Source organism: Paenibacillus sp. S-38 (genome assembly GCF_049942825.1).
Lineage (GTDB): Bacteria > Bacillota > Bacilli > Paenibacillales > NBRC-103111 > Paenibacillus_G.
Window position 1 is genome coordinate 3,638,286 of the sequence record NZ_CP187970.1, and the last position, 25,326, is coordinate 3,663,611.

A 25,326-nucleotide genomic window follows, 5' to 3' on the forward strand; every position below is an offset into this window, starting at 1 on the left:
CATGGCGATCCATGAAGATTCGGCCGCCTTGGCCGCACCCGCAGAAGCTGTCGCTGTGCGGAGGGCCGGACTGCCCGGCCGGCGGCGCTCCTTCGCCCTGCGCATCCTGGCCGTGCTCGGCTTCCTGGTGCTGTGGCACCTGGCCGTGCAGGCCAACGTCACGTGGCCGCTGCAGCTCGGCAACCTGCCGAAGCCGGGGGAGGTGCTTGCCGCCTGGACCAAGAACTTGGGCCAGTCCGCCTATTATGAGGATGTCGGCGTAAGCTGCTACCGGGTGCTCGTGGGCATTGCCCTCGGGCTCGTGACAGCCGTGCCGCTCGGCCTGTGGAGCGGTCTCTCCCGCACGGCCAGCGACACGCTGTTCACCAATCTGGAGCTGTTCCGGCCGATTCCGCTCATCGCTTATCTGCCGGTGGCGATGCTGCTCTTCCGCTCGATCGAGAGCAGCATCCTGTTCATCACCTACATCGGGGCGTTCTTCCCGATTCTGATCTCTTCGCGCGACGCGGCCAAACGCGTGCCCCCGTCCCTGGTGCAGGCTGCCCGCATTCTGGGCTGCAGTCCGCTCCGGGCGCTGTGGCGTGTGTATCTGCCGGCGATGGCACCGGAGATTTTCACGGGCCTGTCGGTCGGCATTGGGGCCTCGTGGATGGGCGTGATCACGGCGGAGATGATGTCAGGACAGCTCGGCATCGGCTATTCAACCTGGTCGGCGTATCACCTGATGGATTACAAACAGTCAATGATCGGCATGTTCACGATCGGTGCGCTTGGGTTTGGATCCTCCGCGCTCGTGCGGGTAATACAGCACCGGGTGCTCCGGTGGATGTGAGGAGCCGGCTGGCAGGCGGAGAAGCCGAGCTGGACCATGGCCGGCTGGCGATACTAATGCAAGTATGACGAACCGTTCAGGAAAGGAGGAAGAGCAGGATGCAGATCGATGTGGGCAGGGTTTCACACGGTTACGGGGGCGAAGGCGGGCATTCCTTTACGGAAGTGCTCCGTGACGTATCGTTCGGTATCCGGGAGGGCGAGTTTCTGTGCCTGCTCGGGCCCTCCGGGTGCGGCAAGAGCACGCTGCTCAAGCTGATCGCCGGGATGGAAAGACCACGGAGCGGGACGATCGAGGCGGGAGGCCGCCCGGTGAAGGGAACGTCGCCGGAGCGGGGGTTTATTTTTCAGGATTATGCCCTGTTTCCCTGGCTTACGGTGCGGCAGAACATTGCCTTCGGCCTGCAGATGCAGGGCATCCGCGGAGGGGCGCAGGCGGAGACGGTCGCCCGGTACCTGGAGCTGTTCGGGCTCGCGGAGTCTGCGGACTTCTACCCGAAGCAGCTTTCCGGCGGCATGCGTCAGCGGGTCGCCATCGCCCGCTCGCTCTGCCTGAATCCGCGGCTGCTGCTAATGGATGAGCCATTCGCCGCGCTGGATGCCATGCTGCGGCACAAGCTGCAGGATGACCTGCTCGAGATTTGGTCGCGGGAGCGGATCACCTTCGTGCTCGTCACGCACGATGTCGAGGAGGCGGTCTACCTGGCCGACCGCATCGTGCTGCTGACGCCGCGTCCCGGCCGGGTGCAGGGCATTGTGCCGGTCGGACTGCCGCGCCCCCGCCGCCGGGAGAGCGGGGAGTTCGCCGCGGCCCGCGCGGACATTCTGGCCAGGCTGCAGGGCAGGGCGCTGCATCATTCTAAGTGAACTCCCGCTGTGAGGTAGATTACATCTTGGGTGAACACCTATCGATACAATACGGCTAGGTCAACAAGATTACCCTACATCAAAGGGGAATAACATCATGAAGCCTCGCTCCTTATCGATTCGGTCCAAAATCAGCATACAAGTCATCGGCATTATTGCCGTTCTGTCTTTTATTATGATCGCCGCTTCCTGGATTCAAATTACAGACAGCATGAAGGAAATCTATACGGACTGCGTGAAAGTGGTATCTTCCCTGGGTTACCGCTGGCTGGATGCGCAGTATCCCGGGGAGTGGTCGGTCAGGGACGGGAAGCTGTACAAGGGGAATACGCTCATCAATGGGAACCATGAGTTTGCCGACAGCATGGCGAAGTTTACAGGCGGAGCGGTTACCTTGTTCCTGGGAGATACCCGTGTAGCGACCAACCTCAAGGATGAGAAGAGTGTCCGGGCCAGCGGCACGAAGGCAGCCACGCAGGCCATGCAGTCCGCCACGTAGGAAGTAGGGGAAGGGGCCGTACAGGTACGCCTGGCGAAGGAAACTTTTGATGCGATCTCCATTACGGTTGGTACGGAGTCGGAGTCGGGCGAGGTTCACGAGATGACCCGTGTGCTGAACCAGGTCTCTGAAGGAACCGGCCGGGTGCTGGAGTCGACCATGAACATGGAACAAACCGCACAAACGGTTCTGGCTGGCGCCATGGAGGCTTCCGCCGGAACGGAGCAGCAGCTCGCGGCCTTGGAAGAAATAACGGCTTCATCCCTTAGCCTGGCCAACATTGCCGAAGATCTGCAGTCTCTTGTAGTAAAGTTTAAGGTGTAGTTCTTTGAATCACGGGAAACGCCTGTTGATCTTTTTCTCCTGTTGATCATCTTCTAATGAAGTCCAATCCGTGCCTCTTTTGAGAGGAAAGGATTGGACTTTTTTCTTGTCCTGCCTAAAAAAGTGATGCACACCGCAGCTGGCGGCGCAGCCTAATAGGATCAGGGCCGATTGGAAACATCCTTCCTGTTACCATGTCTTGACTGCTTCCATGCCGTTGTCAGACTCCGCCTACTTCCCGCAGATCATCAGCCGGTTCCCATCGGGATCTTCGATGACGAACCAGTGCCCGTGCTCGATGCCCGTCACGAGCTTGATGTCCTGCTCCTGCATGAAGGCATACGACGCCTGCAGATCGTCCGTCGGCAGCAGGACGGAGGGGGTGCGGATCGGCGGAGCGCCTTCCGGATCCCGGCCGCCCCACATCGGCATCGTGTCGAGGATGAGATCGGGGCCAACGGTCGGCAGGATGCACAGGTGGCCGAACTGAATCTCGCAGGGCTCCGTGATGCCGAGCAGCCGGACGTACCAGTCTCGGGCCCGTTCGATGTTCCGGACCGGGATGAATACGCTGCCAATACGCCGCTGCAGACGGCTGGCGGATAATGTAGACATGACTCGTTCCTCCTCGGGGGAGTCCGCCGCCGCTCTGCGGCTACCGGATCGGGGAGCCGAAGGCGAAGATATAGCCGTCCGGATCCAGGATGGCGAACTCCCGCATGTGGTATTCGCGGGGACTGTGCGGGGGATAGTGGATCATCGCGCCTTTGGCTGACAGCTCGGCATACAGGGCATCGGCGTCCTCGACCCAGATGTACATATCCCAGGACCGGCCGTCCACCCTGTGGTTCGGCCGGATCTCTCCTGCGGCGCCGGATGCGTCGTGAACCGCAAAGCGCAGGCCGTCCCGGTCGACGAAGCCCGTGTAGTGGTTGCACTGGAACCCGAGCATCGCATAGTAGGCAAGCGACCGCTCCCGGTCGGCGGACAGGAATACGGGGCGGTATTCTTTGAACCGGTTGATCATGCCGTGGTTCTCCTTCTGGGCTGAGCCCGGTTAGCTCGGAAGCCGGAGCGGGAGGCAGAGGTCGACGACCCAACGGCCTTCCGGGTCTCCGTAAGGGTTGTTATAGGTCACTACGGCAGCGGGCCTGTCGTCGTACAGGTAGCCGCTGTCCGGCAGCCATTCCTCAAGAAGGACGCCTGCGACGTTGTCCGCATCTGCCAGGTGGCCTTCGAAGTGGACGACCGCGTACGTACCACCCGGCCAAGGCCGGACGCCGAATTCCTCCGGCAGCCGGGGAATAGCCTCGCCCGCTGCCGCCGGAACCGCAAGCCCGGCGTCATAGGGGCCGGGCAGCAGCGGGAACGCAAACCTTGTCCACGGGCCGTGCGCTGTCCCCGTCAGGAAGGCAGCGGCACTCCACAGCTCCATCGCATTCGCCAGACGGTTCAGCCGGGCGAAGCTCCTCTGAAGGACCGGATGGGGCTGCGCATAAGCATACTCGCCGTAATGCCGCAGGTAGATCAGGTGGGCCGGAGCGAATTCCCGGACCGCCACCTTCAGCCGTCTCGCAGCCCCCGCTCTGTCCCCGCCTTCTTCATTATACGCCCACAGCCCGGAATAGCTTTGACTGAGGCTGCGGTCCGCTTTGCATATCTTGCTATTCTGCAGCACATGGGCCGTGCGGAAGTCGGTCGGGGATACGCCGGCTGCTCCCTTGAAGGCTCGGGAGAACACGGCCATGGAAGAATAGCCGCAGTCATAGGCGATCTCTGTGGCGCTGGCCGAGCCCCAGTATACGAGCCGGTGGACGGCATGCTGAAGCTTGACGCGGGAAGCGAAGCCGTGGAGCGTCTCCCCGGTGACCGCCTTGAACAGGCGGTGCAGGTGGTAAGGCGACACCGAGACGGCGGCAGCCACTTCATTCAGGGCCGGGGTGGCAGGGAAGCGGCTCCTGATGTAATCCACCGCCCGGTTCACGGCTGCGGTATGGTGGACCGGGATGTTCTCAAGCGTCGAAGCAGATGTCGATGTCATAGAGAGATGAGCTCCTTGGCAGGATATGGGAAGGTTTCTTCCTGACCATTTCCTCGCGGAAGACCGATTTTCCTGCATGAAAAAAGATCCCGGAAGCAGCCTTTATTTTTTTCACCGATACGATTATAATATTCTCATTCCTGCGAAAGGGAGGTGATCCTGATGGCAATCAGAGATTGCCGGATTGCACAAGCCTCATGCAAAGCCTGAATGGGAGGCGATACTTTGCATGGGACGGCCTAAGATTCACACAACGTCGCCCGAATGAGCAGCTATCGTTTTCTAATATTTTGGCTTTGCACCTTATTTTCAAGTACAGATAAAATAAGGGGCTGACGTCCATGTGCGAACCATTTATTAGAAACTATCAATATAACTATATCCGAAACCAGGCAGATTCCGTGCTGCATGCACTCCGATCGGTCGGCGATCCGAAAATAGTGGGGTCCGTCCGTTACAGCGCCCAAACCAAGGTGGCGGAGCTGTTCCCGGATGTAACGGATACCCGGAAAATGACGCTGGAATCCATCTCGGAATTGAAAACGGCGGAAGATATTCAACACTATATGCAGGCGCTCGAGCCGTACCGGATTGAATTTCCACCGATTACCGAGCAGCAGATACGGAAGCTCTTCCCCAAAAATAAGAAGCTGAAGCTACCCGATCTCACGCAAATCGACTTTCGGCGTATATCCTATCTGAGCTGGACCGATATATCGACCCAAAAAATGTTCCTTGTCTATCATACAGGCGGGCAATTTGTCGGCGTAGAAGGCAGATATACGGCAACCCATAAGAAAAGCTATTGTTTCGTATGCAGCACCTATGAAGAACTGGTCTTGTTTACGGCCATATCCAAAAAAAGGCCGGCACATGCTTCATCCGACTATTACAAATCGGTCGGCAACTATGTGTGCATGAACGGTCAGGAGTGCAACAAGAATATCACGGATGTTTCCTCACTGGAAACATTCATCCACTCGGTTCTCGGATAGATTCGGAAGCACAACGCAAGTCAAGAGGCGGCTCGGGCCGCCTCTTTTTGCTTACTTGATAGAATAAGAGGATGCGGATCATGCCGATGAATTCTTTTGATAACTATCCCATGAGCTGGAAGCCGTCGGTGGATAGAACCCAAAAACCCGTCTATAAAGCACTTGCCGGGCAGCTGCAGCAGGATATTGTAAACGGAGTGTTGGTCCCCGGAACCAAACTTCCCCCACAGCGGGAACTGGCCGATTATTTGGATTTGAATGTGAGCACGATTTCAAAAGCGTTTAAACTGTGTGAGGTAAAGGGCTTGTTAAGTGCTTCCGTCGGAAGCGGGACATTCGTATCGTATGACGCGATGTCGAATGCGTATTTACTCCAAGATACGAAGCCGGAGCATGTAATCGAAATGGGAGCTACCCTGCCGGATCATGCTTCCTTCGAGCCGCTGCTGCTCCAGCTGAAAAGTATGCTGCAAGAGACGAATTCTGAAAAATGGTTTGGTTATGGCCGGGCGGGGGAGAGCCTTTGGCAGAAGGATGCGGCTGTGAAGCTAATCCGAAGAAGCGGCCTGGAAACCACAGCCGATCGCATTGTATTGGCGAATGGGGGCCAAAACGCGATTGCGGCCGCACTTGCGAGTCTATGTAAGCCCGGAGACCGCATTGGTGCCGATGCTCATACTTACCCTGGCTTAAAAACGGCTGCGGCGATGCTCAGTATCCAAATCGTACCAATCAAGTAAGAGAACGGTGAAATGAGTCCGTCTGCCTTGGAATATGCGTGTAAGAATGACAGTATTCAAGGCATTTACTTAATTCCGGATTATCATAATCCGACAGCCGGCACGATGTCTGTTGAGAATCGCAAGAGGATTGCAGCAATTGCCAATAAGTATAATCAGTTCATTATTGAAGATGCGTCTTACAGTCTCCTGTGCGAAAAACTTTCTCCGGCCATCGCTTCATTCGCGCCGGATCAGACGATCTACATTGCGAGTTTATCCAAATCGTTCGCGCCGGGATTGCGGCTGGCCTACGTGGCCGTTCCAGGCCCCTTCAAGGAGCCCATTGCGAAGGCGCTGTATAATTTAAATGTATCCGTTCCACCGTTATTTGCTGAACTGGCCGCGCGCACGATTGTATCCAATCAATTCGAGCGCTTACTTGAGGGCCACCGGGAACAAGCCATTCGCCGAAACCAAATCGTAAACCGCTATCTGGCAGACTATACGTGTTTGGGGGGGGAAACGGGCATCTTCCGTTGGCTGCTGTTACCAGGCCGGGTTACCGGTGCCGAGTTCGAAAGGCTGGCCGCACAGCACGGGGTACAAGTGTATGCGGCGGATCGATTCGTAGTGGGGAACTGTTCCCCGGAGCGGGCCGTAAGGATTGCTGTCTGTGCACCGGAAACGATCGAAGAGCTGGAGAAAGGATTAACGATCCTTCAACGGTTACTTAACGATCTTACTTGATATTGTTTGCCATACAATTATTATATTGTATGGTTTTTTTGTGCGTGTTATGATTCAAAAGCTGGCGATGGCAAGACATCATATTTGTTATGATAAGGGTGGGTTGGATTTTGTTGCCTAAACAGGGGATAAAAGGGGAAGATGTTTCATCGGCTTGGTTACAAAGCAGCATTCCTTCTACAGAAACGCTAAACATGTTATACAGACGTACCTTACTCGTGGTAAGTATTTCTCAAATTTTTGGCGGTGCAGGGTTAGCGGCAGGCGTTACTGTGGGGGCACTTCTTGCGCAGCAAATGCTCGGTACGGATACGTTTGCCGGTCTTCCCTCAGCGTTACTTACTCTAGGGTCGGCTGGAGCAGCTTTACTCGTGGGGAGACTTTCTCAACGTCTTGGACGTCGTACAGGTTTAACAACGGGATTTATGCTCGGTGGACTTGGAGCACTTGGTGTCATCATTGCCGCCGTGCTCCACAGTGTTGTTCTGCTGTTTCTTTCCCTGCTTGTGTATGGTGCCGGGTCTGCAACAAATTTACAGGCCCGTTATGCAGGTACGGACTTGGCGAATAGGAAACAGCGGGCGACTGCGATCAGTATGACCATGGTTTTTACAACATTTGGTGCCGTGGCGGGTCCCAATTTAGTGAACGTCATGGGGAATTTCGCTCTTTCCATTGGTGTTCCGCCGCTTGCCGGTCCTTTTATTTTGGCAGCAGCAGCCTATATCCTGGCAGGAGTTGTTCTTTTCCTCCTGCTTCGGCCGGATCCGTTGGTTATAGCCAGGACGATAGAAGCGACCAAGCAAGAACCTGGTGATCAAGGACATGGGGGAACAGCTGAACATAAGGAGAACAAAAGAGGCATTATCGTTGGTGCAGCGATTATGGTTGTTACCCAAATCGTGATGGTAGCTGTTATGACGATGACACCCGTTCACATGAACCATCATGGACATGGCTTGGGTGCGGTAGGTCTTGTGATTGGTTTTCATATCGGTGCCATGTATCTCCCCTCCCTGGTTACCGGTATCCTTGTCGACAAGCTGGGGCGTACTGCCATGGCGATAGCCTCTGGAATTACACTGCTTCTGGCAGGTTTACTTGCCGCATTGGCGCCAGGAGATTCTATGGTTCTTCTGACAGCCGCTCTTTCTTTACTTGGATTAGGCTGGAATCTGGGTTTGATCAGTGGGACGGCACTTATTGTGGATTCAACCGAAGCTTCCACACGGGCAAAAACCCAAGGTACCGTCGATGTGCTGATTGCGTTGTCGGGGGCTGCCGGCGGAGCATTGTCCGGCATGATTGTGGCCGGATCCAGCTTTCCAACCTTATCATTTGCTGGGGGGATCCTATCCTTAGTACTCATTCCACTGGTGATATGGCCTAGACTTCGTACTTGATTGCTGACCCGGCAGATCAGCTTCCGAAGCTTCCAAACGGAATGGTTTGGGGGCTTCTTTGCCGTGCTCATTATCCCTTATGATATTTAACCCGGTACTGCCGCGGCGTCATCTTCATGTGATGTTTGAACAGCTTGTAAAAATGGCTCAAATCATGAATGCCCACGCTTTCCGATATCGTAATGATATTGTCCTCCGTTTCACGAAGCGGCTTCAGAGAAGCGTGAATGCGAATCTCATTCCGGTATTCGGTGAACGTTTTTCCCATAGCCTGCTTAAACTCTGTGGTAAATTTCGTCTGGCTCATGCCGCACATCCGGCACACTTGTTCCAAGCTGATCGGCTGTTCGTAGTTATGCTCCAGGAATTCGCACAGCTGCCGGATGGCGAGGGATGCTTTGCTGTGGAAGGCAGGTTCGATGAATCGGTTATCGTAGCAGCGGCTGAGAAAGACAAGCATTTCAATCAACAGGGCCTTGATGGAGATCTGATAGCCCAGGGACTTGGATCGAAATTCAGTAAGGATTCGTTCAATTCTTTGTTTGATCTCTTGACCTTCGATCAGCGATAACTTCAAATGGGAATTGAAATCCACATCGTGCCTTAGAAAGGGCTCAAGGTAAAAGAAATCGACGAAGGGGCTGACCGCGGCGAGATTCTTCAGCTCGTCGTTCAGCAGCGAGGGCAGAAACATGACATTGTAGACTTCTAGTGGGGCATCCCCTAGGACGCGATAATCATGTTCCATCCCCGGGGGGATCACGAAGATGTCCCCTTTGGATATAGGAAACGATCTGCCTTTATACAGGTGTTCCCCGTTACCGTCCGCAACGTAAACCAATTCGATGAAATCGTGGTAATGCGGTTTGTACGGACGGGATGGTAATGTCATGAACGGCAGTACAGAGAATGGAAAGGCTTCACTCTCTAAGAAATGCTCCTTGGCATATTTGAACATTCGCTGCCCTCCCGGACCAACGGTTATGAATTCCATTGTAAAAGTACGCTGCAGAAGCGTCAAATCCACCAATGTTTTCGGTAATAAACCCAAGTTCTGCGAAGTGCTGCCGGTGTATGATAACGGCAACCCCACTTTTCAGAGAAGGGATCTATCGCCTTATGGACAAGAAATGGATGGCTGCATGGATTACAGATCAACGCTTCTGTGGCTTAAAACCTATCGACGTATATCATAAAGAAGATCAGCAGGGAGGGGATCAGGAGCACAAGGCGGAGCTTCAAAATCATCATATGCTCGTCCGAAAATCATTTAGCCTGGGCGATGCGGTACAGGAAGCGCATGTGGACATCACCGCAGACGATTACTATAAACTTTACGTTAATGGCCGCTATGTCGGACAAGGACCTGCCCAAGGGAACCATTACCATTATTATTACAACCGGTTCGATGTAGCCTCCTATCTTCAGCGGGGGGAGAACGTTATCGCGGTCCATGTATATTACCACGGCCTCATCAGCCGTTCCTATAACAGCTGCGATTACCGGCAGGGGCTGATCGCAGAACTGGTCTCGGAAGGCAGGAGTCTGGTGCATACGGACCGAACATGGAAATACTGCACCGCTCGGGAGTATGGTGCCTCTCCAATCATAGGCTACAACACGCAGTTTCAGGAACATATCGACAGCCGGCTGAAGGAGAAAGGGTGGAAGCTGGCCGGGTTTAACGATTCGGCGTGGCTTTCCGCTTGGGAGCACCTGGCGGATGACCATCGGCTGTTTCTGCAGCCGACTCCGAATCTGTCCGTGTACCGGATCAAGCCGCAGAGCGTATCTTCGGTCGAGGGCGGATATTTGCTCGATTTCGGAAGCGAGCTAACCGGCCAATTCACGATGCGAGCCAAAGGCGAACCGGGCCAAAAGGTTGAAATCCGCAGCGCGGAGGAGCTGCTTCCGAGCGGGAGAGTGCGCTACGAGATGAGGTGTAACTGCACCTACTTAGATACCTGGACCCTATCGGGGGAAGAGGAAGAGCTGGAGTTGTACGATTACAAAGCATTCCGTTTTGTCGAGGTGCTTGCAAGCCCGGACACGGAGCTGCTTCCGGACAGCTTCGCTGCCATTGTACGCCATTACCCGCTGGATGAGGACGCCTGCAGATTCGAGTCGTCCGATTGCCTCTTACAATCGATCTGGTCCATCTGCAAGAATGGAGTTCGATTGGGTACGCAGGAGAACTATGTGGATTGCCCCTCCCGAGAGAAAGGCCAGTACCTGGGGGATAACACCATTATTACGCATGCACACTCCTATGTATCCGGCGATTTGCGGATGTTCCGAAAGTCCCTTGAAGACTTCGCGCTTTTGTCCGCGAGGGTATGCCCCGGATTAGTAGCTGTCGCACCGGGACATTACATGCAGGAGATTGCCGACTTCTCTTTTCAATGGCCGATGCAGCTGCTGCGCTATTATCAGTTCAGCGGGGACCGCGCTTTTCTGGAATCCATGTATCCGATCGCAGAGCGGATGTTGAAGTATTTTGAAGCTTATCAAGGACCGGACAGCTTGCTCCATTCCTTCAACGACAAGTGGAATTTGGTGGATTGGCCCGAGAATCTGAGAGACGGTTACGACTTTTCATTGGAGAAGGGGAATATCCAAGGCTGCCACAATGTCATCAATGCTTTTTATTATGGAGCACGGATAGCCGTTCGGGAGATCCGGAAAGCGCTCGGTTTGCCTCCAGCTGCAGAGGAGATGACGAGCCGTTTTCGCACCGCCTTTATACACAAGTTCTACAATCCCGAGAGAAAATTGTTCGTCGATGCGGAAGGCTCGATGCACGCTTCATTGCATGCCAATGTGTTACCGCTGCTATTCGGTCTGTCGCCGGAGGAAGCGGTTTCATCCGCCGTGCATTTGATCCGCGAGAAACGGCTCAGCTGCGGGGTATACATGGCTTACTTCGTACTCCAAGCGCTTGCAGCCGCCGGAGAACAGGAGCTCATTTACGATTTGATCACGTCGGAAGACCTGCATTCCTGGGGCAATATGGTGAAGGAAGGGGCGACGGCCTGCTTTGAAGCGTGGTCCAAGGATTTGAAATGGAACACGAGCTTATGTCATCCCTGGGCCAGTGCGCCCATCCCCATCTTAATCGAAGAAGTGTTCGGTATTAAGTCGGCGGCTCCGGGCTGGACGCAGGTCCAGTTTTCTCCCAAACTGCCTGACTCGCTGAAGGAGGTGAAACTCCGTTTCCGGATGCCTGCGGGGGAGTTTCAGTTTGAATATAAGAATGGCAGCGCCAAGCTTCGAGTACCTGTTGGGGTAAAGGTGATATAAAAGTAATGCAGGTTGTACAAAAACGGCCGAAATCACAGTCCAGCTCGGGAAGCTGAGGCAGGGGACCGTCCAGCGGGTAACCCGTCAAGTCTATTTGGAGCCGGACCTCCAGCATTTTCAGGCCGACCTGCGGCAGTACCAGCTCCTGCAGATACGCTTCCTGTTCCTTCGCCTCCGCCAAGGTGCTGCCGATAATAGGAAGGATGCCCGGCATGATTTTTAATTCGCCCGCCTGCCGTCCGTACGCAGGAAGCAGCGACTACAGGCCCGTATAAAACCGCTGGGCCTCTTGGTGCGTCTGGCTTGCGGAAAAAACAACTTCAGCCGTTCTTGCTGCAAAATGCTGTCCTGTATCGGAGGCGCCTGCTTGAAAAATGACCGGTCTCCCTTGAGGAGACCTGGGCAAACTGGTCCAGTGAAGAAAACTACCGTGCCAGATGGTAAGGCTCCTGATACGTGGTAGAGACGGTCGCCACCAGACCGATGTGATCAGTCATCGCAGTCAAGTAGGATAGCAGCGTGAGGGGCTCGGGTCTGACTGTGATGCAGTGCTGAATATCTATGCCGAACTGATCGGTAACGGCCAGCGCATCCGCCAGAAAGATCATGTCAAACTTCCCCCGTTCCGCCGTCTGCGCCAGCCTCCGATAGAAGTCTCTATCCATGATTCCAGAGGTCTCCGTCTCAGGGTGCCACCATGCTGCTATATGGTGGCCAACATGGAACAGCAACGCTCCTAAATGCATGTGCTTTTGTGGATTTCCGCTCATCGAATCATCCTCTTTCATTGTATGCCATTTTCTGGTAGACAGAGAAACGAAAAAGACTCCCAGCCCTGCCGAACGGTTTCGGGAGGGAGGGGAGCCTTAGCAACATGAAATGTCGATGTCAATTCAAGGAATCTCATGAAGCGGGCGTATCGAAGGAAGAAGACTCGATATCCCGTCTACAATTCATGCAAGGAGAGGCCTTTGCCGCCAAGAGGCCGCAATCTCGTCCCTTCGACACCGGCGATATACGGCATCGCCTTGGCGATCGCTGCTCTGGTTTCCGGTAGGGCGAGGGCTTCGGCATGGGCCTCCGGGCTTGTCCAAATCTCGGTTACCCACAGTGTATCCTCTTCCGTATCCGATCTGTGCACGATATAGACTTCACATGCTTGGATGGCTTGAACGGAAGCGCCGGCTTCCAGCAGCAATCCGGCCAAGGCTTCGCCAGCCCCGGTTTTGGCCGTGAATTTGGCGACCATCGAAAATTTCTGCATCCTTGTATCCCCCCAGTGACATTTCACATCACCTCTTATGATATCAGAGCTGGATTTTCGTGTATTGTAAAAGTACGACACGGCAATATAGGTCCACTATGAATTCAGCAAAATCCCCTTACGGAAGCAAGGGGATTTTGCTGATGGACTGGCCTATGCAATTCCTGATTTACACTGTGGTCTTGTCGAGAGTTCTTTGTGTCCGGGTTGTTCTCCACTCGGTGAGATAGTAGATCAGCGCCAGGAGCGGCAGGAGGGTTCCCAGGAGAGAAGTGAGCCCCCAGCCCCCCTGGGCATAAGACCAGCCGCCCAGAGAGGATCCGATGGCCCCCCCGATAAAGAAAATGGACATGAACAGTCCGTTCAGGCGGCCTTTGGTCTCACTTCCCAGCGAATAAATCGCACGTTGACTGATGACAAGATTGCCCGACACGCTCATGTCCAGCGTAATGGCGGAGATGAAGAGAAGGATGAGCGCGGGTGTAGAATAGCTTGAGAACAAATGGATGAGCAAAAAAGACAGGAAGGCTGTAATCATGGCCAGCCCCGTTAACATCCTGCTCCAGCCCCGATCCGCCCATCTTCCGGCAATCGGCGCAGCGATGGCGCCGCCTACACCAACCAGTGCAAACCATGCAATGCCTTCTTGAGACATTCCGAACGTATCCGCCAAATGAAGGGGAACGACAGTCCAGAACAGGCTGAAGGCGCCAAATAAAAAAGCTTGGTATAAGGCACGACGCCGAAGCACCGGCGTGCGATGCAGGATACTCCCTAAGGAGAGAACCAGCTGCCCGTAGCGTAACATGGGTGCCGGCTTGCGCTCTGGAAGAACATACCACAGCAGCACAGCCAGAAGAGTGGCGGCCGCGGATGAGATAACGAATATGGCTCTCCAGTCCCAAAGACTGGTGATAAAGCTTGCCAGTGGCCGGGCAAACATAATTCCCAGTAAAAGGCCGCTCATCACACTGCCGACCACGCGGCCGCGCTGTTCCTCCGAAGCCAAGAAGGCGGCGAGGGGCACCAGAATCTGAGCGACAACCGATCCGATTCCAATAAATAGGGATGCGAGGAAGAAGAGGGGGGCGGAATGGGTGTATGCTGCAGCCAGCAGTGCAGCGACGGCAACCATCAGCATAGTCACCGTGAGACGCCGATTTTCAATGATGTCGCTTAGCGGAACGATGAAGAGCAGCCCGATTACATATCCGATCTGAGTTACGGTAACTATGAAGCCGGCTGCGGCAGAGGTGAGGCCGAATTCATCGCGGATCGGCCCAACCAGCGTTTGAGCGAAATAAAGATTGGCGACGATAAGCCCGCATGCGGCTGCCAGCAGCACCGTCATCCAGCTGGAGATACGACCGGTAGGATACCCGTGTTCATTTTTCATTTTGTGATCCTCCTCTAATAAATACTGAACGTATGGTTTCATAATTGTCTGTTCCAATAATATACTGAACGCATCGTTTTGTAAATAGGCTTTTCTTGCGCGTTCCTGTTTTGTATACTAAACGTATGGTTTATATATCGCTGAAGACGAATAGCAGCAGGGGGGAATCACAATTACATGCAGGCGAAAAGAGGACGTCCGCGCAATGTGGAAACGCAGCACTCGATCCTTTCCGTTTCCTACGAATTATTGTTGGAAATGGGCTTTGGAGCGGTGACCGTTGAAAAAATCGCTGACCGGGCCAAGGTGAGTAAAGCCACGATCTACAAATGGTGGCCTAACAAGGCTGCGGTCGTAATGGACGGTTTTTTATCCGCCGCAACGGCAAGACTGCCTGTCCCCGATACCGGTCACGTATTCCAGGATCTGCTGGAACATGCCACGAACATGGCCCGGTTTATGGCAAGCCGTGAGGGTTCCATCTTCCTGGAGATCATAGGGGAGGGGCAGATGGATTCTGCACTGGCAGAGGCCTACCGGAGCCGTTACATCAAGCCCCGCCGGCTGGAGGTTCATGGTATTCTGGATCGGGGGATTCGGCGCGGAGAATTGAAGAAGGATCTCGATACCGCCTTATGCACGGATCTCATCTACGGGCCCATCTTCTACCGCTTGTTGGTTACGGGGGACAGCATTGACGACAACTATATAAGGCAGCTGGTAACCCAAGTCTTTGATGGAATCCGTTCGGCTTGAATTTGAACAAGCCATAAATGGAACTGGTTTTGTGACGCAAAGACAGGAGAGTTTAACTATAAGTGATCTCTACACCCATCGGGCAAGGTGACGCGGGTATACTGAAGGTAATTTCCTATAAAAGGGCAGGTCGGTGTAGAAGGGCGGGGAGGGCATGAAGCTTTATACGAATCGGCTCATGTTGGTCACACTGGATCTGGATTTAATCCAAGCGGCAGCACGGCAGGATACCGGCGCGATAGAAGCTCTGGGTTACACAACCAATGGCGAATGGCCGGGTCCCGATTTTTTGGAGGCGATACCTTACTTTCGGGAGCGTCTGATCAGCAATAACGGCACCCGGGGCTTTGACTCCTGGATCATGGTAGAGCAAGATACGGGGGACATTGTGGGAGGGATCGGCTTTTTAGGGGACCCCGATGAGGACGGCAGGATTGAAATCGGGTTTGCAACGAATGACAGCCGCCGCCGCAAGGGGTACTGCTTCGAAGCCGCTCAAGCCTTACTAGCATGGGCCTTGCAGCACGAGGATGTCCAGCTCATCAGAGCGAGATGCGGGCATGACAATGCCGCCTCCAGGAATGTGCTGCTGAAGTTAGGATTTCAATTGGATACCCAAGATGAAGAGCTGCTTTATTGGAAGTATCCGTTGACACAAAGATCGGAGGTTCCTAGATGAGTAACCGCCTATTTGGAAGATGCTGACTTCCTGAGAGCCCATCTGATGGGGCCAAGCTCGGTAGTCATCATCAAGGAATTAACGGCGCATGTGCCTCTGCGCAAAGGAATGCGGGTGCCGGCGGCCTATTCGCCGTCGCAGTGCCGGGGTTTAAGATGGAATATGACGGTGGCGTCCCCGGGGCGCTGCGGCCGTTCCTGCCGCCTGCTCAGGATGAGCTTCATTGGCACACCTGCGATTGGTGGCGGACCTTATGGGAGCAGTCGCCGCATGTCAGCGTGCAATCGGTAAGCGAAATGAACTGCTTTTCGGAAGCGTGGCACGAGTGGCTTCAGTGCGACAACAAGCATGCACGCGATAATATCGCGCTGCTCAATGCGGATGGCGGGACCTATATGAATCTGGTTTCGATCACGGCCGCAAAGATCTGACGGCGTGGTTCTTGTAAGCACTTGGTCCAAAAAATAGAGCGCCTCTTTATGATGGGTCATCCTAAGGATCGAAGCCCGAAATCATAAAGAAGGCGCTTTTCTTATAAGGAATTTCCTGCTCCTCATTCCTCTACTCTCCATTCCTCCCGTTCCTCGGCGATTTGCCGGTGAGCCTGCGGTAGGACTTGAAGAAATTCGAATAAGTGTTGAAGCCGGACATGAAGCAGGCCTGCGTGGGGGAGAAGCCCTGGAGCATCAGCCCGTCGGCCATGCGGACCCGTTTGTACGTAATGTACTGGTTGACCGAGTAGCCGGTCGCTTCCTTAAAGGTGTGGCACAGGTGGTACTTGGTGATGTAGAACGTCTCGGCCAGCAGATCCAGTGACAGATCCTCTTCCAGGTTCGCATTGATATACTCCAGCACCGCGTGTATTTTGCCGCCTGACTTGCGGCTTGCCTGCGGCCGTTCCGACTCAGCCAGTTCATTGAACGTGGAGAGAATCTCGACGATCACGCACTTCGCGACGAATTCATTCTCGGCGCTCCTGGGCCCTGCAGGCCCGAGAAGCCGCTGCAGCCTGCCGAAGAGCTCCAAGAGACCGCTGGATCTCACCGTATCGGCAAGGATCTGGTTGTTCTCCCCGAGCTTGCGGAACTTGATCGTCCGGAAAAAATCCACGCCGTTCAGCATAAAAGGCGGGAGGAGATTCTCATTCAGCAGCAGGACAATGCGTTCATACGGCTGATTCTCGGATATGTTCAGCACGTGAAGCTCATTGGAGTTCATTATGAGCAGGGAGCAGGGCTCCAGCTCGTAGCGGCTGCCTTCGACCGTATAGCTGCCCGAGCCGCTGAGGAACATGTAGATTTCGAAGCCTTGTTCGTAGTGGGGCTTAAAGCTCTGCGGGTTGGGTCTCTCATCGCGGGCATGGTGATAATGAAAAGACGCATCCGACGCGGCGTAATAGTGGTTGCGGCCGTTCCACCGCTTCAAGGGTTCCATGGAATCTCCACCGTTTCTTCGGATGGTTAGCTGAGCTTCTCTCCATCATACCGCAAGATATTCACAGTTTCAAACAATGAAAGCGATGAACATGTACAAATGAAAGTGGTACAGTAACGGTGCAGAGAAGGTTTGAGGAGGATGCAGGTTATGGAAAAGGTGAGACTTGGCGTCATCGGCCTCGGCAATATGGGGTCTTCGCACTGCCATCACATTCATGTGGAGAACAAGGTGCCGGGGCTCGCCCTTGGAGCCGTATGCGATGTAAGCGAGGCGCGCAGGGAGTGGGCGCAGAAGCACCTGCCCGGCGTTGCGGTCTTTGAGAATGTCACAGACATGTACAAGAGCGGTCTCATTGACTCCGTCCTGATCGCGGGTCTGCACTACGACCATCCGGCTCAGGCGATCGAAGCTTTCGAGCACGGGCTGCATGTGCTGGTCGAGAAGCCTGCGGGCGTCTACACCCGGCAGGTGCTGGAGATGAACGAAGCTGCGGCCCGTTCGGGCAAGGTCTTCGGCATCATGTACAACCAGCGGACCAACCCCGTCTTCCAGAAGGTCCGCGACCTTGTGCAGAGCGGAGAGCTCGGCGCGATGAAGCGGGTGGTCTGGATCGTGACGGACTGGTACCGGCCGCAGGCTTACCATGATTCGGGCTCCTGGCGCTCCACATGGAAGGGGGAGGGCGGCGGTACGCTCATCAACCAGAATCCGCATAATCTCGACCTGCTCCAATGGATGCTCGGCATGCCGTCCCGGATCCGTTCGTTCTGTTCCTTCGGCAAGTATTACAATATCGAAGTAGAAGACGATGTGACCGCTTACCTGGAGTATGACAGCGGAGCAACGGGTGTATATATCACTTCCACCGGGGAGGCGCCGGGGACGAACCGGCTCGAGATCTCGGGGGATATGGGCAAGATTGTGGTCGAGAACAATCAGATTACTTTCCACCGGAACCGGATCTCGGAGCGGGAGCACAACCGGGTGAACACGGAGCTGTTCAAAAAGCCGGAAAGCTGGATCTGCCAACTGCCGGCGGCCTCCAACGGCGGGGAGCAGCATATCGGCATCATGAAGAACTTCACGAAGGCTGTTCTGCACGGCGAGAAGCTCCTCGCCCCGGGCGAGGAAGGCATTCACGGCCTCCTGATCTCCAATGCCATTCACTACTCGACCTGGGTGGACGACTGGGCGGATCTGAATAATTTTGACCACGATCATTTCTACGAGCTGCTTCAGGAGCGGATTGCGAATTCCAAGGTGAACAAGCAGGTCGAGCAAAAAGTGGCAGACGTAGCGGGATCACACTAAGGGGGAAGCGGCACATGTCCAAAATTGCTGGCGCACAGCTGTATACGGTGCGTGAATATACCAAGACGGCGGATGACCTCCGCGAGACGCTGCAGCGAATCAAAGCCATGGGCTATACGACGATTCAGGCCTCCGGACTGTGGCATATCCCCGTGGGGGAGCTGGCCTCCATCGCCCGCTCCCTGGAGCTAGGGATCGTCATCACGCATACCCCTTACGAGAGGTTTGTCGAGGATCTGGATGGGGTCGTCCGTGACCACCATGCTCTCGGCTGCTCCATCGCGGGGATCGGCGGACTGCCGGTGCAGTTCCGAAGCAGCGAAGGCTACGGGGCGTTCGCCAAGCAGTTCAACGCCATCGCGGAGGAGCTCGGGAAGCAGGGGCTGAAGTTCAGCTACCACAACCACCACTGGGAGTTCGAGAAGCACGGCGGCCGGCTGGGGATGGATGTACTCCTGGAGGAGACGAACCCGGAGACGTTCCTGTTCACGCTCGACACGTATTGGGTGCAGGCGGGAGGCGCCGATCCGGCGGCCTGGATCCGCAAGCTGAAGGGCCGCATCGAAGCCATCCATCTCAAGGATATGACGATCATCGATCAGAATCAGATCATGACCGAAGTGATGGAAGGCAACCTGAACTGGCCGGAGATCCTCCAGGCCTGCGAGGAGACCGGGGTGAAGTGGTACCTGGTCGAGCGGGATAACGGGCCGACGGACGCGTTCGACAGCCTGCGGATCTCGTATGACAACCTCAAGAAAGTGGGATTTGTTTAAATAATGAAGTGGGCTTTGTCTAAATAACAAAAAAAGGGCTGCCTTTTGGCCAATGTCATTAAGTTAATCTCAAAGACAAGATCGGAAAATGAATCTGAAACGGCATGGGAAAAGCCCTGTGCCGTTTGTCTTTTGTTACAAGACTGAAAAATGGTACAGCAAACAAACGGATGACGATCCGCTAAAAAAATGTTCATATGAATCGAATTATGCTACTCTGTAGACGAAGCTGACAGCTGATTTATAGCGGATTTTGCGCGTGTTCTTTTGTCCCGGGCGAATGGGTCGAATCGGCAAAATGTTTTTGCGAATCAGCGCTTCAACATCGAGCGGGGGTTCATCACCTCCGGAGCGCAAGAATTGTCTACAAACGTGAACGGCAACCGTGAAATTGACTTGATATTGATGCCGTTTATCCATTTGCGAAATGACGACGTGCGAGGTCATCATTTCAGCGAAGTTGTAGAGAATCATTCTTGCATAAATCTCTTGGGTGATGAACGCTTGCTTCTTTGCGTGGAAACTCGTCAGACCAACCGTGTATTTTAATGCCCTAAACGAGGTTTCAATACCCCATCGCATGCGATAAAGGGACCTGAGTTCATCGGGCGGGAAGTCCGCGGCAGAAAGATTCGTAATGACGGTTTCATAGGCGCCGTCAGGCAGGACGAAACGAACAACCCGAAAAGATAGCGGGTAAATCATGTTCTCATGAGCATCCAAAAAATCAAATGTGGAATTGGATGGAAGGAATTTGTACCCCGGATAAGCTTTGAACGCTTTGGTTTGTTTTCTGGTAAGTGTCAGATGAATGTCCCGATCAAACTCTCCGCTAGCGGGCAAACGTAAGCTAGACAGAATACCACTGGAATCCAAATCCTTTACCCGAATGACGTAGTTCCACCCAATACGTTCAATATGCGCGAAATTGTTGTAGCTTTCATAGCCTCTGTCCGCAATCACAATGGTTTTGCTCTTGATGGGTGAACGATCAACCATGGTTGCTAGTGCCCTTCCCTCGTTAATTAGCCTTTTTGGCTGGACAAGAGCATCCACGTAAAGTCTGTTGCATAGGTCGTACGCCGCGTTCAAATGCAGAAGGTTATAGCCTTTCGTGTTGGGTTGACTTTGAAAGTAGCTGTTCTTCTCAGCCGGATCCGTTGCGATATGTAAATCCGAACCGTCAATGGCAAGTAATCGATACCCGCGGTAATCCTTAATATCCTTATACGTTTGAGTGAATTTGTGAAATAAGCATTCTACAGCAGACGGCAAAATTTTATTGCGTTGTTGGACAAAAGCGGAAGTTGTTGCCGTGTTTACGTTATAACCTTGCGATTCCAAGAGCTCCTTGTATATGCTGTTTCCGCCCATAGAGATCAGAAGTTGCATCATCGTTTCGAAGGACAGCTTTTTCTTCCGGGTAAAGTCTTTTTCAGGGTTTTTGACATAAGGCGCTGGTGCCGCTGACATCTCTCGAATGAGAGTTGTCAGCGTTTCTTTTAGTGAACTCGCGTAAGCATGCATGGGCGAAACCTCCTCGTTTTTTCAAGGGGCTTCGCCACACATTTCCAACTGCTTGTCAAGGCTTATTTGTCTTTTGGGGTACAAAAAAGAGCGGGCTATCTATTCGATAACCTGCTCTTGCTTTTGAATATGGGGCACACGCTTTAACTTAATGACATTGGCCTTTTGGCGGCCTCTTTGGTTTGGCGGGCGGGTGAGATGTTACGACCTGCCCGGCAGGCGGTCTGCGGATCGGACAGGATGAAGGGAGCGGCGATGGAAAACGGCAGAAGGCTGCCGTGGAAGAGGTGTCAATGGAGGTGGCGCCGGGGGAGATCTACGGTCACCTCGGGCAGAACGGGCGGGCAAAACCACGACCCTGCGTATGATCATGGGACTGGTGCTGCCGACAAGCACGGTCCGTAGAGGCTGACGGAGGCAGCAAAGCTTGATGTATTCGGCAGCTGCTCCTACGGGCCAGCCTGCCCCAGGCAAGGAGCTTGCCCTGAGGCGGTTCCTTGCCCGGGACGTGCTATTCTCCCGTAATCTCCGGATGGGCATCCATGATGGCCTCGGCGGTTTCCCAGAGCACCGGCAGGAAGCCGAGCACGGCTTCGACCCGCCGCGACATCGCGCTCCATTCCGCGACGCCGAGGTCTTCCACCAGCGACTGGAACGCGGGAGCCAGCCGTTCGCCAAGCTCCGGGGCGTCTGCGGCCAGGATCTTGTGGCAGCGGGCGAAGGTGGCGCCGATCCAGAAGACCGCCTCGCGGTGGTTCCCTGCCCGGATGAGCGCCTCGCTGCCGTCGATGGCAATGGGACGGGAGGCCGGCGAGATATCCGAGCTGAAGAAGAACGGCGTTCTGCCGGCCGCCGCCGCGGCATCGAAGGTACGGGCCAGCTCCCGCAGGTGCCCCCGGGTGCGCTCCGGGCTCCAGCCGGCACAGCCGAGCAGCTCCAGCAGCTGCTCGTAGATGCCGTCACGGCCGTAGACTGTGAGCGCGTCACGGGCCGCGAGGTAGCGCAGCCTCACCGTAGGGTTGCGCAGGGCGGCCACGAGAAGTACGTGCGTGGTTACGCCGGTCGCGAACAGCCAGGAGGTGAACAGGTCATGCGGCGGAGCGGAGGGGTCCAGAGCCTGCAGCCAGGACTCGATCCGGCCGCGGGCCTCGCCGCAGCGGCGGCGCACCCAGGTACGCTCCGCAAAGCGTGCGGCCACCTCCTGCTGCAGCCGCCGCAGCTCCCCCGTCGGGTCGCTGATGATCGTATCTCGCCGGAAGCTGCCCGCCAGGTGGTACGAGCCCAGCACCTGCTCTGCCGTGGCGAGCTGCGATGCGGATAGGTAGGTGCCTTCGATCAGGGCGCCGTCATAGAGGAATTTGCCTGGCTTCAGCGGGGGCTCCCCCCCTTCAATGACGACGACCACATCGACGTCGGAGGCTGCCGGCAGTTCTTCCTCGTCCGCGAGCCCCAGGATCGAGCCGCTGAAGTAAGCCCCGCGGAACCCCTGGTCCCGGCCGGCATGCTCCGCGATCCATCGTACCGCCGCCGCTTTTGCCGCTCCTGCTTTCATGGATATCCTCGCCTCCATCTTAGAATGATTCTCTTTACCAGCTTTTCATTACCATTACCCCATTTGACGGAAAACGTGAGCTCAGGGTTGCACGCAGGACGGTGTAAGGAAGGATTTTGCCGTCTGCATGTAGAACTGATTCCACAGCTGAATAAGATGGACGGTGACCCCATGGAAAACAGACACTTGCAGAGCGGCCTCTCCGGTCAATGGGATGCTCTGGAGATTCTGGAGCAGACAAGAGACGGCTTTTTCTCGCTGGACCGGCATTGCAGAATCACTTATGTGAACCAGCAGGCGGCCGACATGCTCCTGTGCGAACGGGAGTCGCTGATCGGCCGGACGATGTGGGACGTATTTCCCGATACGGTAAGCAGCTCCTTATTCACGAATGTTCGCAAAGCCGTCCAGGACTCGGTGGTTACGGAGTTCGAGGAATACTATCCGGCGCCCATGGACTGCTGGTACGACGTACGGGCCGTTCCGGTCCGGGAAGGGCTTGCCGTATTTTTCCGCAGCATTACCGCCAGGAAGAAAATCGCCCAGCAGCGGGAGCAGCATTACAAATCGCTGTTCCTGCAGAACCCTGACGCCGTGTACTCCCTGGATTTGGAAGGACATTTTCTGAGTGTGAATCCGGCTACCGCCCATCTGAGCGGGTACAGTGCGCAGGAACTGCTGGAGATGTCGTTTCTCCCCTTCATCCACGAGAGCGCGCTCGAACGGACCTGCTTTCACTTTCAGCAGGCTGCCAACGGGGTCCCACAGGCATATGAGAATATTATTGTGCGTAAGGACGGGACGATGATGCCATGCCATGTGACCAACATGCCGATCATCATCGACGGCAAAATCGTGGGGGTCTTTGGGATCGCCAAGGATATCCGGGAGAGGAAGCAGGCCGAGTACCAGATCCTCGACAGCCAGCTTCGCCTCCGCTCGCTGCTCTACAATCATCCGGATGCGATCTACACCCTGGATGCCGGCAAACGGATGGTGGACTGCAACCCCGCAGGCGAGCAGCTTCTCGGATACACGAAGGAGGAGCTCGTCACGAAGACTTTGGCGGATGTGGTGTCTTCCGTGGATATCGGCTTGGCATCGGACATGATCGAGAGGGCATTGACCGGGGGGACGGCGGACGCGAAGGAGCTGCTGTTCACCGGCAAGGAGGGCTCGCCGCTCTTCTCCCACTGTACGGTGGTGCCGATCCTCATCCATGGGGAAGTCCTCGGCAGCTACATGGTCCTGAAGGACGTGACAGAGCAGAGGGAGACGGAGAAGCTTCTGCTGAAGAGCGAGAAGCTGCATATTGCCGGCCAGCTGGCCGCGGCGGTCGCCCATGAGATCCGCAACCCGCTGACCGCCCTCAAGGGCTTCCTGAAGCTGCTCGAGTCATCGAATGAGAACCGGGAGCGGGGGTATATGTTCGCTATTCTCCAAGAGGAGATGGAGCGGATCGAATCGATCACGAATGAACTGCTGGTGCTCGCCAAGCCGCAGTCCGCCTCTTACGTGAAGCTTGATCTTACGGCCGTGCTGCAGTCTGTCCTTACGCTGGTGAACCCGCAGGCGATTATGCAGGATGTCCAGATTCTGACGAAGTATGGCGAGGTTCCCGCTGTACTGGGGGAGGGGAACCAGCTCAAGCAGGTCTTCGTCAACCTATTGAAGAACGCCATTGAAGTGATGCCGGAAGGAGGAGAAGTGACGATCGGTGTGGAGACCCTAGGCCGAGAGGTTCAAGTGCTCATCCGGGATCAGGGGCGCGGCATCACGGAGGAGCAGATCTCAAGACTCGGAGAGCCGTTCTACTCCACGAAGGAAAAAGGCACCGGACTTGGACTCATGGTCTCCAAGAAAATCATTGAAGCGCACGGGGGCCGTCTTGAGGTGACGAGCAGGCTGGATGTGGGCACGACGGTCCATGTGATTCTTCCGGTAATGGAAACGGTGTAGTAGATGGAGTGTTGTCTAACTAGCTGTTTGCTGTGAGCCTGCCTTTGGCAGGCTTTTTTGGTATTATAGAATTTATTAAATTTCGGGGCTCATTTTGCTGGTCGCAAGCTGTCTATGCAAATAGAGGAAGTACGGTGCGTTATTCCCATTTTTCGATGGTACCTATCAGAAATAAAGGAACTCAGATGCGCTATTGTAGGGCTAGCGCGGTTTCCGGGCCCATTTTCCCCTTATAAGGCATCTGAGTTCCGCTAATTTCCGGGAAATGCCGGGAAATACCTCGATAAGATACCTCACTTCCGTTATATTAAATGAACGTTCCGACGCGTGCCGAAACGATCGGTCACCGGGACTGTACCGCATACCCTCCGGCTCGAACTGCAGGTCGCTGATCAACTCCGCCTGCAGCGGCTGCAGCTGAGACCACCTGTCTGACAGGCATACTCCCCGTATCCCGTATGGACTGCGGTGAGATAGGGATCCTGCCAGATCAGGTTAAATAACTGAATTTATAAACCTTCGCGTGAGGCTTGATGAGAGAGGGAATAGGGATGGGGTGGGAAGTTTGCGGGCCGCCTTTGAAAACGTGACCTTACACTGCAAAAAATTTTGATGGGGACACGACTTCAAGAGCGGTTGGAGCCCCAAACCTATTCCTACCCGTGTACCAATAGGATGGACTGGCACGCTGAGATCTTAAAGGACGGCGAAGCCGTTTATCTTATTGTGACGTGGCAAACGGTCCGGCTTTGGCGGCAGCCGGACACGAATGTTCCTGATCCATGGATCCCCTCTCTCAAGACAGGTGAGACCGCATGCAGGGGTTCGCGTGGGTCTCCCGTACAGCCGGTTCCGGATGCTTTTGCTGCCTGGCGGCTTCAAGACGGGGCCGTCACTTTTTGGTGCCTACGGCACCGCGGCGTAACGACCCTACAAAAAA

General features: G+C 55.0%; 23 protein-coding genes and 1 pseudogene. 14 read left to right on the top strand and 10 right to left on the bottom strand.

Annotated elements, in window-relative coordinates; all coding sequences use genetic code 11:
- The first annotated feature begins 1 nt into the window (after position 1).
- The 4 genes from ACP26L_RS16765 (at position 2) to ACP26L_RS16780 (ending at position 2,521) form a co-directional block, all read left to right on the top strand.
- Positions 2–832, top strand: coding sequence for an ABC transporter permease (locus ACP26L_RS16765; RefSeq protein ID WP_426454198.1), 831 nt, complete (start codon positions 2–4; stop codon positions 830–832).
- A 98-nt stretch (positions 833–930) separates the two neighbouring features.
- Positions 931–1,698 (top strand): ABC transporter ATP-binding protein, encoded by a 768-nt coding sequence (locus tag ACP26L_RS16770; RefSeq protein WP_426454200.1) that lies wholly within the window; start codon positions 931–933, stop codon positions 1,696–1,698.
- Between the two features lie 97 nt (positions 1,699–1,795).
- Complete coding sequence (locus ACP26L_RS16775; protein ID WP_426454201.1) at positions 1,796–2,197, top strand: cache domain-containing protein; 402 nt, start codon at positions 1,796–1,798, stop codon at positions 2,195–2,197.
- A 102-nt stretch (positions 2,198–2,299) separates the two neighbouring features.
- Positions 2,300–2,521 carry a hypothetical protein gene (locus ACP26L_RS16780; protein ID WP_426454203.1) on the top strand — a complete coding sequence of 74 codons (222 nt, stop codon included), beginning with the start codon at positions 2,300–2,302 and terminating at the stop codon, positions 2,519–2,521.
- A gap of 231 nt (positions 2,522–2,752) precedes the next feature.
- Here ACP26L_RS16780 and ACP26L_RS16785 read toward each other — a convergent pair whose 3' ends face one another.
- Genes ACP26L_RS16785 through ACP26L_RS16795 form a run of 3 tightly spaced genes read right to left on the bottom strand, consistent with a single transcriptional unit; the run spans position 2,753 to position 4,562 of the window.
- Complete coding sequence (locus ACP26L_RS16785) at positions 2,753–3,136, bottom strand: VOC family protein (protein WP_426454205.1); 384 nt, start codon at positions 3,134–3,136, stop codon at positions 2,753–2,755.
- A gap of 40 nt (positions 3,137–3,176) precedes the next feature.
- Complete coding sequence (locus tag ACP26L_RS16790) at positions 3,177–3,548, bottom strand: VOC family protein (RefSeq protein ID WP_426454207.1); 372 nt, start codon at positions 3,546–3,548, stop codon at positions 3,177–3,179.
- 30 nt (positions 3,549–3,578) lie between these two features.
- The gene (locus tag ACP26L_RS16795) at positions 3,579–4,562 is read right to left on the bottom strand and encodes an AraC family transcriptional regulator (RefSeq protein ID WP_426454208.1); all 984 of its coding nucleotides are present in this window, start codon (positions 4,560–4,562) and stop codon (positions 3,579–3,581) included.
- A 341-nt stretch (positions 4,563–4,903) separates the two neighbouring features.
- On the opposite strand from ACP26L_RS16795, the gene ACP26L_RS16800 reads away from it, so the two are divergent.
- The 3 genes and pseudogenes from ACP26L_RS16800 to ACP26L_RS16810 all read left to right on the top strand — a co-directional run bounded on the left by ACP26L_RS16800 (position 4,904) and on the right by ACP26L_RS16810 (position 8,429).
- Positions 4,904–5,557 (top strand): FusB/FusC family EF-G-binding protein, encoded by a 654-nt coding sequence (locus ACP26L_RS16800; protein ID WP_426454210.1) that lies wholly within the window; start codon positions 4,904–4,906, stop codon positions 5,555–5,557.
- An 80-nt stretch (positions 5,558–5,637) separates the two neighbouring features.
- Positions 5,638–7,026 (top strand): annotated as a pseudogene (locus ACP26L_RS16805) (PLP-dependent aminotransferase family protein).
- Positions 7,027–7,133: 107 nt separating this feature from the next.
- Positions 7,134–8,429, top strand: coding sequence for an MFS transporter (locus ACP26L_RS16810; protein WP_426454981.1), 1,296 nt, complete (start codon positions 7,134–7,136; stop codon positions 8,427–8,429).
- A 70-nt stretch (positions 8,430–8,499) separates the two neighbouring features.
- Here the strand turns inward: ACP26L_RS16810 and ACP26L_RS16815 are convergent, their stop codons facing one another.
- Positions 8,500–9,387, bottom strand: coding sequence for an AraC family transcriptional regulator (locus ACP26L_RS16815; protein WP_426454211.1), 888 nt, complete (start codon positions 9,385–9,387; stop codon positions 8,500–8,502).
- A gap of 293 nt (positions 9,388–9,680) precedes the next feature.
- Between ACP26L_RS16815 and ACP26L_RS16820 the strand changes: the two genes are divergently transcribed.
- Positions 9,681–11,729 (top strand): family 78 glycoside hydrolase catalytic domain, encoded by a 2,049-nt coding sequence (locus ACP26L_RS16820; protein WP_426454212.1) that lies wholly within the window; start codon positions 9,681–9,683, stop codon positions 11,727–11,729.
- Between the two features lie 425 nt (positions 11,730–12,154).
- Here the strand turns inward: ACP26L_RS16820 and ACP26L_RS16825 are convergent, their stop codons facing one another.
- The 3 genes from ACP26L_RS16825 to ACP26L_RS16835 all read right to left on the bottom strand — a co-directional run bounded on the left by ACP26L_RS16825 (position 12,155) and on the right by ACP26L_RS16835 (position 14,389).
- Positions 12,155–12,394: an LLM class flavin-dependent oxidoreductase gene (locus ACP26L_RS16825; protein ID WP_426454213.1), complete on the bottom strand. Its 240-nt coding sequence runs from the start codon at positions 12,392–12,394 to the stop codon at positions 12,155–12,157.
- A 281-nt stretch (positions 12,395–12,675) separates the two neighbouring features.
- The gene (locus ACP26L_RS16830; RefSeq protein ID WP_426454215.1) at positions 12,676–12,993 is read right to left on the bottom strand and encodes a putative quinol monooxygenase; all 318 of its coding nucleotides are present in this window, start codon (positions 12,991–12,993) and stop codon (positions 12,676–12,678) included.
- A gap of 169 nt (positions 12,994–13,162) precedes the next feature.
- A complete protein-coding gene (locus ACP26L_RS16835; RefSeq protein ID WP_426454217.1) occupies positions 13,163–14,389 on the bottom strand; it encodes an MFS transporter in 1,227 nt (408 codons plus the stop codon).
- Between the two features lie 177 nt (positions 14,390–14,566).
- Here ACP26L_RS16835 and ACP26L_RS16840 point away from each other — a divergent pair, with 177 nt between their 5' ends.
- The 3 genes from ACP26L_RS16840 (at position 14,567) to ACP26L_RS16850 (ending at position 16,255) form a co-directional block, all read left to right on the top strand.
- The gene (locus ACP26L_RS16840; RefSeq protein WP_426454219.1) at positions 14,567–15,145 is read left to right on the top strand and encodes a TetR/AcrR family transcriptional regulator; all 579 of its coding nucleotides are present in this window, start codon (positions 14,567–14,569) and stop codon (positions 15,143–15,145) included.
- Between the two features lie 154 nt (positions 15,146–15,299).
- Positions 15,300–15,824: a GNAT family N-acetyltransferase gene (locus ACP26L_RS16845; RefSeq protein ID WP_426454220.1), complete on the top strand. Its 525-nt coding sequence runs from the start codon at positions 15,300–15,302 to the stop codon at positions 15,822–15,824.
- Positions 15,825–15,964: 140 nt separating this feature from the next.
- On the top strand, positions 15,965–16,255 hold the full coding sequence (locus ACP26L_RS16850) for a hypothetical protein (protein WP_426454222.1): 291 nt from the start codon (positions 15,965–15,967) through the stop codon (positions 16,253–16,255).
- Between the two features lie 130 nt (positions 16,256–16,385).
- Here ACP26L_RS16850 and ACP26L_RS16855 read toward each other — a convergent pair whose 3' ends face one another.
- The gene (locus ACP26L_RS16855; RefSeq protein WP_426454223.1) at positions 16,386–17,258 is read right to left on the bottom strand and encodes an AraC family transcriptional regulator; all 873 of its coding nucleotides are present in this window, start codon (positions 17,256–17,258) and stop codon (positions 16,386–16,388) included.
- A 150-nt stretch (positions 17,259–17,408) separates the two neighbouring features.
- Here ACP26L_RS16855 and ACP26L_RS16860 point away from each other — a divergent pair, with 150 nt between their 5' ends.
- Together ACP26L_RS16860 and ACP26L_RS16865 are read left to right on the top strand one after the other, a co-directional pair.
- Positions 17,409–18,572, top strand: a complete 1,164-nt coding sequence (locus ACP26L_RS16860; RefSeq protein ID WP_426454225.1) for a Gfo/Idh/MocA family protein — start codon at positions 17,409–17,411, stop codon at positions 18,570–18,572.
- A gap of 14 nt (positions 18,573–18,586) precedes the next feature.
- Positions 18,587–19,348 (top strand): sugar phosphate isomerase/epimerase family protein, encoded by a 762-nt coding sequence (locus tag ACP26L_RS16865; protein ID WP_426454227.1) that lies wholly within the window; start codon positions 18,587–18,589, stop codon positions 19,346–19,348.
- Between the two features lie 207 nt (positions 19,349–19,555).
- Here the strand turns inward: ACP26L_RS16865 and ACP26L_RS16870 are convergent, their stop codons facing one another.
- Together ACP26L_RS16870 and ACP26L_RS16875 are read right to left on the bottom strand one after the other, a co-directional pair.
- Positions 19,556–20,875: an IS4 family transposase gene (locus ACP26L_RS16870; RefSeq protein WP_426454229.1), complete on the bottom strand. Its 1,320-nt coding sequence runs from the start codon at positions 20,873–20,875 to the stop codon at positions 19,556–19,558.
- A gap of 511 nt (positions 20,876–21,386) precedes the next feature.
- Positions 21,387–22,427 (bottom strand): hypothetical protein, encoded by a 1,041-nt coding sequence (locus ACP26L_RS16875; protein WP_426454231.1) that lies wholly within the window; start codon positions 22,425–22,427, stop codon positions 21,387–21,389.
- A gap of 171 nt (positions 22,428–22,598) precedes the next feature.
- Here ACP26L_RS16875 and ACP26L_RS16880 point away from each other — a divergent pair, with 171 nt between their 5' ends.
- On the top strand, positions 22,599–24,386 hold the full coding sequence (locus ACP26L_RS16880; RefSeq protein ID WP_426454232.1) for a PAS domain S-box protein: 1,788 nt from the start codon (positions 22,599–22,601) through the stop codon (positions 24,384–24,386).
- The last annotated feature ends 940 nt before the right edge of the window (positions 24,387–25,326 follow it).